This window comes from Bradyrhizobium sp. SZCCHNRI20481 (assembly GCF_032485055.1).
GTDB lineage: Bacteria > Pseudomonadota > Alphaproteobacteria > Rhizobiales > Xanthobacteraceae > Bradyrhizobium.
The window spans coordinates 126114-140324 of record NZ_JAUEUE010000011.1; the positions used below are offsets into that span (position 1 = coordinate 126114).

At 63.9% G+C, this 14211-nt stretch carries 10 protein-coding genes; 2 read left to right on the forward strand and 8 right to left on the reverse strand.

Annotated features, from left to right (window positions below; translation table 11 throughout):
• The first annotated feature begins 283 nt into the window (after positions 1-283).
• Together QX132_RS19215 and QX132_RS19220 are read left to right on the forward strand one after the other, a co-directional pair.
• Entirely contained in the window at positions 284-5824 is a 5541-nt protein-coding gene (locus QX132_RS19215; protein WP_315773851.1) for an AAA family ATPase, read from the forward strand.
• A 36-nt stretch (positions 5825-5860) separates the two neighbouring features.
• Entirely contained in the window at positions 5861-6100 is a 240-nt protein-coding gene (locus QX132_RS19220; RefSeq protein WP_315745072.1) for a hypothetical protein, read from the forward strand.
• Positions 6101-6441: 341 nt separating this feature from the next.
• Here the strand turns inward: QX132_RS19220 and QX132_RS19225 are convergent, their stop codons facing one another.
• Genes QX132_RS19225 through trbE form a run of 8 tightly spaced genes read right to left on the reverse strand, consistent with a single transcriptional unit; the run spans position 6442 to position 14208 of the window.
• Positions 6442-6663 (reverse strand): DUF2274 domain-containing protein, encoded by a 222-nt coding sequence (locus QX132_RS19225; protein ID WP_315750751.1) that lies wholly within the window; start codon positions 6661-6663, stop codon positions 6442-6444.
• A gap of 3 nt (positions 6664-6666) precedes the next feature.
• Complete coding sequence (locus tag QX132_RS19230) at positions 6667-7869, reverse strand: TrbI/VirB10 family protein (RefSeq protein ID WP_315750749.1); 1203 nt, start codon at positions 7867-7869, stop codon at positions 6667-6669.
• Positions 7866-8813, reverse strand: coding sequence for a P-type conjugative transfer protein TrbG (trbG, locus tag QX132_RS19235; protein WP_316162391.1), 948 nt, complete (start codon positions 8811-8813; stop codon positions 7866-7868). Before trbG ends, QX132_RS19230 begins: the two co-directional genes overlap by 4 nt.
• Positions 8810-9493, reverse strand: coding sequence for a conjugal transfer protein TrbF (gene trbF, locus QX132_RS19240; protein WP_316162560.1), 684 nt, complete (start codon positions 9491-9493; stop codon positions 8810-8812). The genes trbG and trbF overlap by 4 nt, the downstream gene beginning before the upstream one ends.
• 2 nt (positions 9494-9495) lie before the next feature.
• Entirely contained in the window at positions 9496-10719 is a 1224-nt protein-coding gene (gene trbL / locus QX132_RS19245) for a P-type conjugative transfer protein TrbL (RefSeq protein WP_316162393.1), read from the reverse strand.
• Positions 10716-11030 (reverse strand): putative entry exclusion protein TrbK-alt, encoded by a 315-nt coding sequence (gene trbK-alt, locus QX132_RS33065; RefSeq protein WP_410052874.1) that lies wholly within the window; start codon positions 11028-11030, stop codon positions 10716-10718. The genes trbL and trbK-alt overlap by 4 nt, the downstream gene beginning before the upstream one ends.
• Positions 11030-11767 carry a P-type conjugative transfer protein TrbJ gene (gene trbJ, locus QX132_RS19250; RefSeq protein WP_316162395.1) on the reverse strand — a complete coding sequence of 246 codons (738 nt, stop codon included), beginning with the start codon at positions 11765-11767 and terminating at the stop codon, positions 11030-11032. The genes trbK-alt and trbJ overlap by 1 nt, the downstream gene beginning before the upstream one ends.
• Positions 11764-14208 carry a conjugal transfer protein TrbE gene (trbE, locus tag QX132_RS19255; RefSeq protein ID WP_316162397.1) on the reverse strand — a complete coding sequence of 815 codons (2445 nt, stop codon included), beginning with the start codon at positions 14206-14208 and terminating at the stop codon, positions 11764-11766. The genes trbJ and trbE overlap by 4 nt, the downstream gene beginning before the upstream one ends.
• Between the last annotated feature and the right edge of the window lie 3 nt (positions 14209-14211).

Here is a 14211-nt window from a genome sequence, read left to right on the forward strand (position 1 = left end):
GGCGGAGTCAATGAAGCGGAATGTCGCTCCTGCGAGGTTACTTATCTCAAATATGATCTACTCGATGTGAGTTTGCGTTAACTTCTCAGACGAGATAACGTACAGTACGTCTGCAAGTTTACAAATTTTAACAAGCGCTAAGTACCGAAAGCGAGCTTTCCGGTGCTCTATTGCAACCTCCGCAGTCAGAAGGTGCGGTTCCGTCGATGGCGCAGGACGCAGCTCTCACGGCCGGCGGCTCGGCGCCAGACGTCGCTGGCCGGTGGCCGGGGAGTATGATAAGTTGAGCCAGTCCGTCCCTTTTTTGGGATCCTCGACGCAGCAGGGCGGTGAGTTGCAACCGCTTTGGGAGGATGGAGAAAGGGTATTTTCCCGTGGGCAGCTAAACGGGGACGAGCGCAGGCAGAGGCCTGTGCTGGTGGTACGTGCCGCAGATGATCGAGCGCCGCCAGCACTCCTCGATCGCTTCGCTCATGAATATGGCTTGCGCGATGTATTGAAAGATGCGCCCGTCCTCGTGCCACTTGCGTTGGAACGAGACGGCAACAAGACTCTGCTGCTGCTCGAGGATTTTAACGGCGAGCCGCTCAGCCAGTTGCTGGGCGAGCCGATCGAGGTCGGCATCATGCTGCGCATCGCCATAGCAATCTGCGCGGCAGTCGGTGTGATCCATCGGCGCGGCCTCGTCCACAAGGATCTCAAGCCCGCGAACATCGTCGTCGATATTCCGTCCGGGCAGGTGAGACTCACTGGCTTCGGCATAACCTCGCGGCTGCCACGCGAACGGCAGTTTCCCGAGCCGCCCGAGACCATCGCCGGCACGCTTCCCTACATGGCGCCTGAGCAGACAGGGCGCATGAACCGTTCGATCGATTCCCGCAGCGATCTCTACGCGCTCGGCGTGACGCTCTACCAGATGGCAACCGGTTCGCTTCCCTTCTTCGCCCATGACCCCATGGAATGGGTCCACTGCCACATCGCCCGCAAGCCGACGCCGCCAATCGAGCGGCTCGAGAGCCTTCCCAGCGCGATCTCCGCGATCATTTTAAAGCTGCTCGCCAAGATCGCGGAGGAGCGCTATCAGACCGCCAGCGGCGTCGAGCGCGACCTTCGGCGCTGCCTCCACGAATGGGAAGCCGGGGGCCATATCCGCGATTTCCCGCTCGCCCGTGAAGACACACCGGACCGCCTGCTCATCCCCGAGCGCCTTTACGGCCGGGACCGAGAGGTCGAGGCCCTGATGTTAGCCTTCGACCGCGTGGTCGGCTGTGGCGAGCCGGAGTTGGTGCTGGTCTCGGGCTATTCTGGCATCGGCAAGTCTTCGGTCATCAACGAGTTGCACAAGCTACTGGTGCCGCCACGGGGCTTGTTCGCGGCCGGCAAATTCGATCAGTACAAGCGCGACATCCCCTACTCGACCCTGGCGCAGGCTTTGCAGGGACTAGTGCGACCACTGCTTGGCAAGACTGATGCGGAACTGGCCCGCTGGCGCCGCTCCTTCCTTGAGGCGTTCGAGCAGAACGGCCAACTGATGGTGGATCTCGTGCCCGACCTCCGGCTTATCATCGGCGATCAGCCCGACGTGCCGGAAATGCCGCCGCAGCAGGCGCAGGCGAGATTCCAGCGGGTGTTCAGGAACTTCATCGGTGTTTTCGCACGCCCCGAGCACCCGTTGGCACTTTTCCTAGACGACCTTCAGTGGCTCGACGCCGCGACCCTCGACCTGATCGAGGACGTGCTGACCCGATCGGATCTTCGCCACTTGATCCTGATCGGCGCCTATCGCGACAACGAGGTCGACACCGCTCACCCACTGGTGCGCAAGCTCTTCATCATCAAGGCGACCGGCGTGAAGGTGCAGGAGATCACGCTCGCGCCGCTGGGGCGGGAACACATTGCGCAGTTGATCGCCGACACGCTGCACTGTGCACCGATCGCAGTCGCCCCCCTAGCCCAACTGGTATTGGACAAGACCGGCGGCAACCCATTCTTCGCGATTCAGTTTATCTCCGCGCTCGCCGACGAGGGAATGCTGTATGTCGACCACGTGACCGGCCGGTGGTCATGGGACTTCAGCCGTATTACCGCCAAGGGCTTCACTGATAACATCGTGCACCTCATGATCGGCAAGCTCGCCCGTCTGCCGGAGAAGACACGGCGAGCGGTGCAGAATCTGGCTTGCGTCGGCAACGTGGCCGACCTGTCCCTACTCGCGACCGCCTTCGGCGTGTCCCGAGCCCAGGTCGAGGCGGATCTGTGGGAAGCGGTTCGGCTCGAACTTGTGGAACGGCGCAAAGACGCCTACGCCTTTGTCCATGACCGGATATATGAAGCCAGTTACTCGCTGATACCGGAAAATGCGAGGGCGCCAATCCATCTTAGGATAGGCCGCCTCCTAGTCGACCGGACGACGCCGGAACAGCGGCAGGAGACGATATTCGAGATCGTGAACCAGTTGAATCGTGGCTCGGCATTGATCGAGGAAGACGACGAGCGGGCACGGCTTGCTGAGCTGAATTTGATCGCCGCCCGGCGCGCCAAGACGTCGACTGCCTATGTCTCGGCCTGCGCCTATCTGCGTTTTGGCATGGCGCTGCTCGGGGACGAGGCATGGAAGTTTCGACGAGAGCTCGCTTCCACCCTGTGGCTGGAACGGGCCGAATGCGAATATCTGAGCGGTGACTTCGACGAGGCCGAGCGGCGTATCGCCGAGTTGCTAACTCAGGCTGGATCAAAGATCGACAAGGCGGCCGCATATCGCATCAGGATCGACCTTCAGGTGATGAGGTCGGAACATGTGGAGGCGATCGACACTGCCATAGAGTGCCTTCGTCTGTTTGACATCGAGCTCTCGCCCCATCCCCCGCGCGCGGAGATGGACGCGGCCTATGCGCAGGTCCTGCACAAGCTCGACGGCCGTCGGATCGAGTCGCTGGTCTCGTTGCCGAGGCTGACGGATCCGAACGCGGAAGCGGCGATGACGATACTAGCGACGATGTGCGGCCCGGCCATGTGGACCGATTCGACACTCTCGGTACTCCAGCTCTGTCACATGGTGGTGCTCGCACTGGATCACGGCGTGACGGGAGCCTCCGCGCCAGGCTTCGCGGCGTTCGGCATCATGCTCGGGCACGTCTATGGGCGCTACGAGGAGGGTTATCGCTTCGCGCAGTTGGCGCGCGCGCTGGTCGCTCGGCACGGCCTGGCAGCGAACGAGGCGATGGCTCTCTGGGCACTCGAACTCGTAAGCCTCTGGACCCAGCCGGTCTCCACCGCCGTGGAGGCGATAAGGGCGGCTTTCGAGAGCGGCGTGAAGTCCGGCGACATCCCCGTGGCCTGTTATTGTTGCAACCACATCGTCTCCAATCTCCTGCTCCGCGGGGACCGGCTGGAGGAGGTTTGGACGGAATCAGAGCGCAGCCTCGCCTTCGCTCGGCGTGCCGGCTACCGTGACGTGGTGGATGTGATCACCGCGCAGCGGCGCTTCATGCTCACGATGCGCGGCCTCACAGAGAGCTTTGGGAGCTTCGGCGCCGGAGATTTCGACGAGAGCGAATACGAACGCTCGCTGACATCCGACCGCGCGACGATCATGATCTGCTGGTACTGGATTATCAAGGGGCAGGCCAGATTTCTGGCGGGCGACCTAGCGGTCGCGCATGACTGCTTCGAGCGCGCTGCGCCTCTACTGTGGGCCTCTCCGGGGCACATCCAGCTGCTCGACTATGAGCTCTACGCGGGATTGACCTTGGCGTGCCTAGAACCAGAGCTGCCGGACGTGGGAGCCGATGTCAGGCGCGCACGTCTCCTTGGCCATTGCGGTCGTTTGGCAACGTGGGCGGAAAGCTGTCCGTCGACCTTCGCCGACAAACACGCCCTTCTCCGCGCCGAGATCGCCCGCCTGGACGGCCACGATACCGATGCGATGCGCTTTTACGAGGTGGCCGTCCGCTCCGCACGGGTCAACGGATTTCCCCATTACGAGGGTCTCGCATACGAGCTTGCCGCCCGATTCTATCGCGCGCGGGGATATGAGGAGATCGCCGATCTCTACCTGCGCAATGCTCGTCGCTGCTACGCCCTCTGGGGAGCAGACGGCAAGGTGCGCCAACTCGACGAGACCAATCCGCATTTTCGCCCCCTTGAAACCGCTTCCGCCTCCTCCAACACGATCGGGACACCGGTCGAGCACCTCGACCTCGCCACCGTGATGAAGGTGTTGCAGTCGATCGCCGGCGAAATGGTGCTAGAGAAACTCCTCGACACGCTGATGCGAACCGCGCTCGAGCAGGCCGGTGCCGAGCGCGGCCTGCTCATCCTCGCCCGCGCCGCCGAGCCGCGAATCGCGGCGCGGGCGGCGGTCGCCGGCCCCGTCATCCGCGTGGACCTGCCGGACGAGTCCGTCGACCCCGCCGCGCTGCCGCAGTCGGTGCTTCAATATGTCCTGCGTACCCATGACGCCGTTATCCTGAGCGACGCTGCGCTGGAGGCTCCCTTCGCCGGGGACGCCTATGTCCGCGAGCACAGGCTGCGCTCGGCGCTGTGCGTGCCCTTGATCAATCAGGGTAAGCTCATCGGCGCGCTGTATCTGGAGAACAACCTCGCGCCGCGGGCCTTCGTGGCCGCGCGGATTGCGGTCCTAAAGCTGATCGCCTCGCAGGCCGCGATCTCGCTGGAGAACACGCAGCTCTATCGCGACCTCGAACAACGTGAGGCGCGGATCAGAAGCCTGGTGGACGCCAACATCATCGGCGTCTTCTTTTGGGATTTCGAAGGCCGGATCCTCGATGCCAACAATGAGTTTCTACGCATCGTCGGGCGTGATCGCACCGATCTCGCCTCCGGTTCGCTGCGCTGGACCGACATCACGCCTTCCGAATGGCTCACGCGCGATCAGGAGTTGTGGGTACCAGAGCTCCGAAGGATCGGCACCACCCCACCCTTCGAGAAGGAGTTCTTGCATAAGGGTGGGACGCGAGTTCCGGTGCTAATGGGCGTTGCGTTGCTTGAGGGTAACCAGGAGCAGGGCACGGCCTTTGTGCTCGACCTTAGCGAATACAAGCGCGCAGAGGCCGAGGCGATCGAAAGCGACCGTCGCTACCGTGAAGCGCAGACCGACCTGGCGCGCGCCAATCGTATCTCGACGATGGGCCACCTCACCGCCTCGATCGCCCATGAGGTGCGCCAACCGCTCACCGCGACGATCGGCAACGCCCAAGCCGGCATGCGTTGGCTCGACCGTGCACCTCCCGACATAAAGGAGGTCCGCAAAGCCTTCACCGCCATCGTGAAAGACGCGGCGCGCGCTAACGACATTGTAAATCGAATCCACGACATGGTGCGGAAGGCGCCGCCCCGTGTGACGCAGGTCAACGTTAATACGGTCGTGCGGGAAGTCATCGAGCTGACCCGCAGCGAGACGAACCGCCATAGGGCACTGGTCGAGGCCCGCTTTGCCGAGCAACTCCCTCTTGTCACAACCGATCGGATCCAGTTGCAGCAAGTGATGCTCAACTTGATACTCAATGCCGTTGAGGCCATCGGCAGCGTCGAAGACGACCCCAGGGAAGTCCTGATCCGCACTGCAGTAGAGGGCGCCGGTGTCATCGTGACGGTGTGCGACACCGGGCCTGGGCTGCAGGTGGCCGAGCCCGAGCAGGTTTTCGAGGCTTTCTATACGACCAAGTCGGGCGGATTCGGACTCGGCCTGTCCATCTGCCGCTCTATTGTCGAATCTTACGGCGGCAGACTGTGGGCGATGGCTAACCAACCCCGCGGCACCACCTTCCTGTTCACGCTCCCAGCGTCGATATCGGTCGGGTGAACTAAAACGCCCTCCATAGCGCGACCGGACATGGTCATGGGCCGCCTCAAGCTCGGTCTGGCCGGTGGACCGCCACGCATTCCACACGTCCGAAAAAATGACGCTTCAACCAAGCCGATGTCGTCTACCAGCAGGGTAAAGGCGATAGTCGATGCGATCTGTGAAAATGCAGCCGATCGTCCTGCTGATTCGTTGATTGTCATGACTGAGTCTTGCGTTGTTTCTTGCATGCCACTGATGTGCGACGAACTCTCTTCAGTGGCTCTGGCGGTTTGACTGGCCAATGACTGGACTTATGAGGCGACCACCGCAAAACCTGGCGCCGCGCGCCGGCGCGGCTCGACCTGACTTCGCAATGCGTGTCGTCAAGCTTCTTTTGAGCGCCAAATCCGACCAGCAAATCGCCCTGGTAACCGTTCAAACGGCATGGAATTGGCTAGAAGGCCACCCACATCTCATGCTTGAGCGCGTCGCGAGCATTGTCATGAGAGATGCTTTTGGACGACGTTGCGGCGTGTGGCGCTCCTCCGTAACTTGGATGACCAAGATGCGTCTCCATTAGTGGCCCGTTCCTCGGCAGACGACGGATCATGATGGCCTGATCCTCGCTTGTCATGTTATTCGCGATTTTTCCGCAGTTTCGCGAAGGCCCGGTCTGTCGCCATGAAGCGCGCGACCATCGCGGTCACGAGTTTTCCCAGATCACTGGCCGGCTGCCCCGATTGATGCGACACCAGCTCCGAATAAGCCAGGAGATCTCGGTGCACCGCGGCAGGCAGCTCGACGGAGACCTTAACGGGCTTGTCATCCGGCAACGTTGTAATCCTGAGTTTTGCCATTGCTCACCCTCGATACGGCTCGAGCACAAGATCATGGTTGACCATCACCCGCACCGGAAATCCCGGCCGGATCGTCAAGGTCGGCTGGATGTTCATCTGCTGCCGCACGAGCTGCTGCCCTGTCTGGCTCGTCGCGTTGCCGAAGCCTTGCCGCAGCGCCTGAATGATTGCGGCATTGTTGGCATTGCCATTGCCTCCCGCGTTCACCTCGCTGCCAACGGAGAGTAACGTCGACAGCAGGGCGGACCCGATCAGCTGCTTCCAATGATTGTCGACCTCGTCGTCAAGACCCGAATAGCCACCGGAATCCGCGCCCTGCTGCCGCTCCAGGACGATCGAACGGCCATTCGGCAGGATCAGCCGCGTCCAGACCAGAAGCACCCGCGACTGGCCGATCGCCACCTGGCTGTCATAGGCTCCGATCAGCCGGGCTCCTTGAGGAATGAGCAGCAACCGCCCTGTCGGCGTATCGAACACATTCTCTGTCACTTGGGCCGTAACTTGTCCTGGCAGATCTGAGCGGATTCCCGTGATCAAGGCGCCCGGAATGACCGTGCCCGCCTGCACGACGTAAGGAGACGCCGGCCGCGTGATGCGATCAGGGCTCGTGGTGCGGCGATCCACCGGCCCATTCACGAAGGCGAGCTTGCGGTCCTGGCCGTTCTGCGCGAAGGCATCGTCCGTGGCCGGCGGCATCCCTCCAAGCCCGGCGCCCAGAGCCACATTTGGCGAGGGCTGCGTTGCCGTCGTCGTGGCCGTCGCAAACAACCGGCTGACGCGCGCGGCCTCCTGCTCCTGTTCGCGGCGCTGCTGATCCTGGTCTTGACTTGAACCAGGTGTTTGCCCTTGGGAGGCAAGGATTGGCCGTCCGAGATCGCCGGGCAAGGGCGGCCCGAGCACCGGGACGTCTTTGGCAACCTGCGTGTAGTCACGCGGCAGGCTGGAGACGCCGTCCGCGACCTCGCGATGCCCCGAACTGGCGAGCTCGGGTTGGGCCGCCGGCTTACGCGCGCCAGGGCTTTGCAGCGCCCACAGAACTGCGCCTGCGATCAGCGCGAGCGCCACGGCGCTGCCGCTGGCCAGAATCTTGCGCGACAACCGAGTGATCCGTGGCGGCTCACCGCCGAGGCGGAAGGGCGCCGCAGGATCGGCAGCCGGCTCCGGATCGTTCGGCCGTGCGCTCGTGCCTTTGTCCTCCGCACTCATGGCCGAACCTGTCCGTCGGTGCGAACGATCCGCACGGTCTGCTGCGGGTCGCCGCCCAGGCGCAGCTCGGCTGCCGCGAACAGCCGGTCCACGATCAAGACGTTGCCATAAGCTCGATAGTTGACGATTTCCGGCTTGCCGTCGGAGCCGGTCACGAACAACGGCGGCATCTCGCCTTGAACGATGCCGGGAGAGAATTCGACATAGACCTTGCGGCCGTCGTCATAAGCGGTCACCGGTCGCCATGGCGGGTCATCGCCCTCGATGCGATAGCGGAACCGGCGCTGCACGGGATCTGGCAGGACGGGCGTCAGGGCTACGAGCGCCCTGCGCGCAGCATTCGCTTCCGGATAGTACCACGCCACGGCCGGCATATAGGGCTTCTCACGCGCGCGCAGCTCGATCAGATAGGTGCGGCGGTCGGTGTTGACGACGAGATTGGTTTCGATGCCTGCGCGCGTCGGCTTGACCAGAATGTGCACGCGACGCGTATCGCCGGCGCCGCTCTCGGTGTCGCCGACCACCCACCGCACGGTGTCGCCGGCCGCGACCGGGCCTGATCCCGTGAGCTGTTCACCCTGCTCAAGCGCAATATCGGTAATTTGCCCCGGTGCTGCATAGACCTGATAGATCGCTCCTGGACTATAGGCATAGATCTGCGCCGCGTTGTAATAGCCCCGCTTGCGCGGCTCGACGCGGGCCGCACCATTGGCCGCTTCGATCCGATCGACAGGATCGCCCTCCTCCTTCGCGCCAGCCTTGCCACCAAAGGACACCTTCCATGGCGGCGGCACATGGAGCGCCCGCGGCCTGTCATCAACCGTGACAGGCGCCGCCGGCAACGGTGGCACCTCAGCGTCATAGCGGATCTCCGGCGGCTTCGACGTGGCGCAGCCGCTCAGCAGAAACGAAAGCGCCGTCACAGTGAGGAGGCGGCCGTTCATTGCGACAGCTCCTTCGACCAGCTGATGGCGTGGACATAGACCCCAAGAGGGTTCTTGCGCAGCCGGTCGGCATCGTCAGGCATCGCGAGCACGATGGTGAGAATGGCGGTCCAGCGTTCGGTCGCACTCAGCGCGCCATTGTCGTAGTGCCGCTCGATCCATGCCACGCGAAAACTTTCGGTCGAGGCCCGGATGACGCTGGAGACCTCCACCGAGACCTGGGCTTTGCCTAGCCTCGCGAAGGGATCATTCGTCCGGGCGTAGTCATTGAGCGCGGCTGCCCCGCGATCGCTCGTGAAGTCATAGGCGCGCAGCCAGCTCTGGCGCAGGACGATGGGATCGGCGGGGAGGCTTCTCACGTCCTCGATGAAGCGCGCGAGATGAAAGGCGATCTGCGGATCGGTCGGTTGATACTCGGCAATCGCCGGGGCCACCCGCTGGACGTCGCCGAGATGGCCGACCTCCACCACCCAAGGCGTCACACTGCCCCTTGCCGATTGCCAGACGAGGGCCGCGGCCAGGCCGCTCGCCAGCGTCAGGCACCCGAACGCCATCAGCCGCCAATTCCTGGCTTGCACACGCGCCGAGCCGATGCGCTCATCCCAAACCTGCGCAGCCTTCTGATACGGCGTGACCGGTTGCGGCGTACGGCCATAATGGACAGCGGGACGTTTGAACATTGTCATGATTTGTCCTCCGAAAGATCGACGGAGCTGCCCTGCCCGCCTTGTCCGGCGCCGCGCACGGCCTGCGTCGCCGCCGAGGTGCCCTGACCGATGGTCCGCCCTGCCGTCAGCTGCTCGGCCCATCGCGGCGAGCCCGATGCGGAACCCCCGCCATCCTCCGACCCTGCGGACGAAGGGCCTCCCGCATTGTTCGCGGCTGCCTGTCGCAATGGACTGGCGGCGGAAGCCTCCGTCGGAGATTGCTCTCCGCCGCCGCGCAGCGCTTGGACCACTCCGCCGCCCAGCGCCGACGCGCCTCGACCCGCACCGGTCGCCGCCGCGCTGGCAAGACCGGCACCGCCCGCAATGAGCCCCGCGCCGGCAACAGCGAGACCGCCTGCCGCGAGCGCCGAGCCTGCCGCCGATGCGGCGCCGAGCTGCGGTCCGCCGGAGACGAGTCCGTTGGCGATACCAGGACCGAAAATGCCGAGGCCGAGCAACGCCAGTGCGCCGAGCACGAGCGTCATCGCGCTTTCGATGGTCGGCGGATCACCGTTGCTGGCCGAGATCAGCTGCGAGAACTGGGTCGAGCCGATGCCGACGATCACGGCGAGCACGAGGACCTTGATGCCCGAGGACATGACGTTCCCGAGCACGCGCTCCGCGGCAAAGGCCGTCTTGCCGAACAGTCCGAACGGAATCAGCACGAAGCCAGCAAGTGTCGTCAGCTTGAACTCGATCAGGGTGACGAAGAGCTGGATTGCCAGGATGAAGAAGGCGAGCAGCACCACGATCCAGGCGAACAGCAAAACCGCGATCTGGACGAAATTCTCAAAGAAGCTGACATAGCCCATGAGATTGGCGGTGGCCTGCAGCATCGGTCGTCCGGCATCGAGGCCGACTTGCGCGATCTTGCCCGGACGCAGGAAGTCGGCAACCGAGAGCGCGGAGCCCGACGCCTTCAGACCGAGACCAGCAAAGCTCTCGAAGACGATCCGGGCGAGGCTGTTCCAGTTGCCGATCAAATAGGCGAAGACGCCGACGAACAACGTTTTCTTCACAAGGCGTGCGATGACATCGTCCTCGCGGCCCCAGACCCAGAACAAAGCAGCGAGGGTGAGATCGATCGCAGCCAGCGTCGTCGCTAGCGTGCCAACATCGCCGCTGACGAGACCGAAGCCGGAGTCGATGGTGCGGGTGAACGTCTCCAGAAACTGATCGATGATTCCTGTCCCGGTCATCGCGTTCGCTCCACAGGTTCGGGTGCCGGCGAACGCGAGTCACCGCTCGGTGTGGCCGGCAAGATCGTGCCGAAGAAGTGGCGACGGCCCTCCGACCACGTCCCGCGGCAGTCCGCGAACGCCTCAGCCTGCTCTGGTCGAACAGCACGGCAGCGTGTGAGCTTCATCTCGAGCGCGTTGGACTTTGGCGCCGGCTGCCGCATCTCCGCGTCCTGCCCACTCCGCAGCGGGATCGTGCAGGCGGAGAGAACAGCGAGCGTAGCAACTGCCACAGCAATAGGCCGTGGCCATTTGATGGGACTTCTCTGCATCAATGGAACATCTGTACGTTGGAGGGCTGGTAGCCTTGACCTGGCGTCAGGAATCGCTTGAGCTGCTCGCGGCCCTGATCCTGGGCCGCGGCGCGCTGGGCAGTGTCCAGCATCGCGGCCCGGCCTTGCGCGGCCACGCTCGCAGTGAGATCGGCCAATTGCTGAGCCTGCAGCGCCAGGATCTGGTTGCCGGCCTGGGTGACCTGCAAAGCCCCGCTCGCGCCCTGGCTCGCCGCAATCAGCGCGGACGACTGGGTCTTGACGATGTCGAGATTGCCGACGACACCGGCCTGCACCTTCAAGGCATCCTGCAGCGCGGCCACCGAAGTCTGCCAACGCGCCTGCGCATTATCCATCAGCGCCTGACTCGATTGGCCGCTGCTCGCCGGCGCATAGGTGGTCGCGAACGCCTTGTCGATCTGCTGCACGTCGTAGGCGAGGCGCTGGGCCTCCTTGAGCAGCTGCTGAGTGCGCTGGATCGACTGCTGCAGCTGCGCCAGCGACGAATATGGCAGACTCGCAAGGTTTCTCGCCTGGTTGATCAGCATCTGCGCCTGGTTCTGCAGCGAGATGATTTGATTGTTGAGCTGCTGAAGCTCGCGCGCGGCCGTGAGTACATTCTGGGCGTAGTTGTTTGGGTCGAACACGACCAGCTGCGCCGACGACATGGAGGTCGACGCCGCCCAGACGACGATCGCCGCCGCAGCGCAACGGGCGAGACCACGAGGATCCGTCATGCGAGGACCTCGCGGCCATTCAGATGGGGAATGAGGTCGATCGCCCAGCCGATACCGCGATGGGTGAGCCAGCCGGCAAGGAAACCATCCTGTCCGTGCTCGGCAAGCACGCGCGTGATGTCGGCCTGGTCGGTCTTGGAGGACGCCGCGATCAGCGCCAGCGCGACCTCGCCGAGACCGAGCTCGAACAGCCTGTTGCCGCGGCGCGACTGGCAATAATAGTCCCGCTTCGGCGTGGCACGGGCCAGGATCTCGATCTGGCGGTCGTTCAGGCCGAACTGTCGATAGATGGCTGTGATCTGCGGCTCGAGCGCGCGCTCGTTCGGCAGTAACAACCGGGTCGGGCAGCTCTCGATGATGGCGGGTGCAATCTTCGATCCATCGATGTCGGAGAGCGACTGCGTGGCGAAGACGACGGACGCGTTCTTCTTGCGCAGCGTCTTCAGCCACTCCCGGAGCTGGCCGGCAAAGCCGTCATCGTCGAGCGCGAGCCAGCCTTCGTCGACGATCAGAAGCGTCGGGCGGCCGTCGAGCTGGCCACCGATGCGGTGAAAGAGATAGGCGAGCACGGCAGGCGCTGCCGCCGTGCCGATCAGACCTTCGGTCTCGAAAGCCTGGATGGACGCACCACCGAGCCGCTCGGCGTCGGCATCGAGCAGCCGGCCGTAAGGACCGCCACCGAGGCAAAAGGGTTGTAGAGCCCGCTTCAGCGCATTGGACTGCAGCAGGATCGACAATCCCGTCAGCGTTCGCTCAGACTCGGGCGCCGACGCCAGCGAGGTCAGCGCCGACCACAGATGATCCCTCACCTCAGGGGTGATGCTGATCTGCTCGCGCGAGAGCATCGCCGCGATCCAGCCGGTCGCCCAGCCGCGCTCCGTCACATCCTCGATGGCCGCAAGCGGCTGCAGGGCGACCGCGTCCGCTGCGCCCTTCGACAAGGCACCGCCGAGATCATGCCAGTCGCCGCCCATGGCGAGCGCGGCCGCGCGGATCGAGCCGCCGAAATCGAAGGCGAACACCTGGGAGCCGGGATAGCGTCGGAACTGCATGGCCATCAACGCCAGGAGCACCGACTTGCCAGCACCGGTCGGACCGACGACGAGCGTATGCCCGACGTCGCCGACATGCAGCGAGAACCGGAACGGCGTCGAGCCCTCGGTGCGCGCCACGAACAGCGGCGGCGCGCCGAGATGCTGATCGCGCTGCGGGCCGGCCCAGACCGCCGATAGCGGGATCATATGGGCAATATTCAGGGTCGAGACCGGCGGCTGGCGCACATTGGCGTAGACTTGGCCAGGCAGCGACCCCAGCCAAGCCTCGACCGCATTGACCGTCTCGACCATGCAGGTGAAGTCGCGGCCCTGGATCACCTTCTCAGCGAGCCGCAATCGCTCGTCGGCAATGCGCGGATCCTCATCCCAGACCGTGATGGTCGCGGTGACCAAGGCTTCCCCGATCAAATCCGAACCGAGATCCTGAAGCGCCGCATCGGCGTCGAGCACCTTGTTGTGGGCATCGGTGTCGACAAGTGCGGCGGCCTCGTTGGTCACGACTTCCTTGAGGAGCGCGGCAATCGACTTGCGCTTGGCGAACCACTGCCGCCGGATTCTGGTCAGGAGCTTGGTCGCGTCGCTCTTGTCGAGCATGATCGCCCGGGTCGACCAGCGATAGGGAAACGCCAGCGCGTTGAGTTCATCGAGAATGCCTGGTGTCGTGGCGGTCGGGAAACCGACGATCGTCAGGACCCGCAGGTGAGCGTCGCCCAGCCGCGGCTCGATGCCTCCTGTCAGCGGTTGATCGGCCAGCAGCGCATCGAGATGGACCGGGATTTCGGGGACGCGGACGCGCTGCAGCTTGGTCGAGATGGTCGCATGCAGATAGGTCAGCGTCTCCTCGTCGTCGAGCCACCGGCACTCTGGCATGAAGCCATCGAGCAGTTGCAGGATGCGATCCGTGCGGTCGGCGAAACCACGCAGGATCTCGTGGGCATCACTCCCCTCGCCTTGCGCGCGTCCCTCATACAGCCAGCGCTCGGCGCGCGAGGCATCTTCGGACGGCGGCAGATATACGAAGGTCAGGAAATAGTTCGACTCGAAATGCGCGCCTTGCGCCTGGAACTGCGCCCGGCGCTCGGCCTCCACCAGCGCGGAGGCGGGATCAGGGAATTGGCTCGCGGGATAGAGCTGAGACGGATACCTGAAGGCCTCGACGAATAGCGCCCAGCCAGAGCCCAACCTGCGGAGCGCATTGTTGAGCCGACCCGCGACCGCCACGAGCTCGGCCGGCACCGCCGAGTCCAGATCCGGCCCCCGAAATCGGGCGCTCCGCTGTAGCGAGCCATCCTTATTGAGGACGATGCCATGATCGACCAGAGCGGCCCACGGCAGATAATCGGACAGGCGCGCATTGCTGTTGCGATATTCGCGCAAGTTCATCATGGC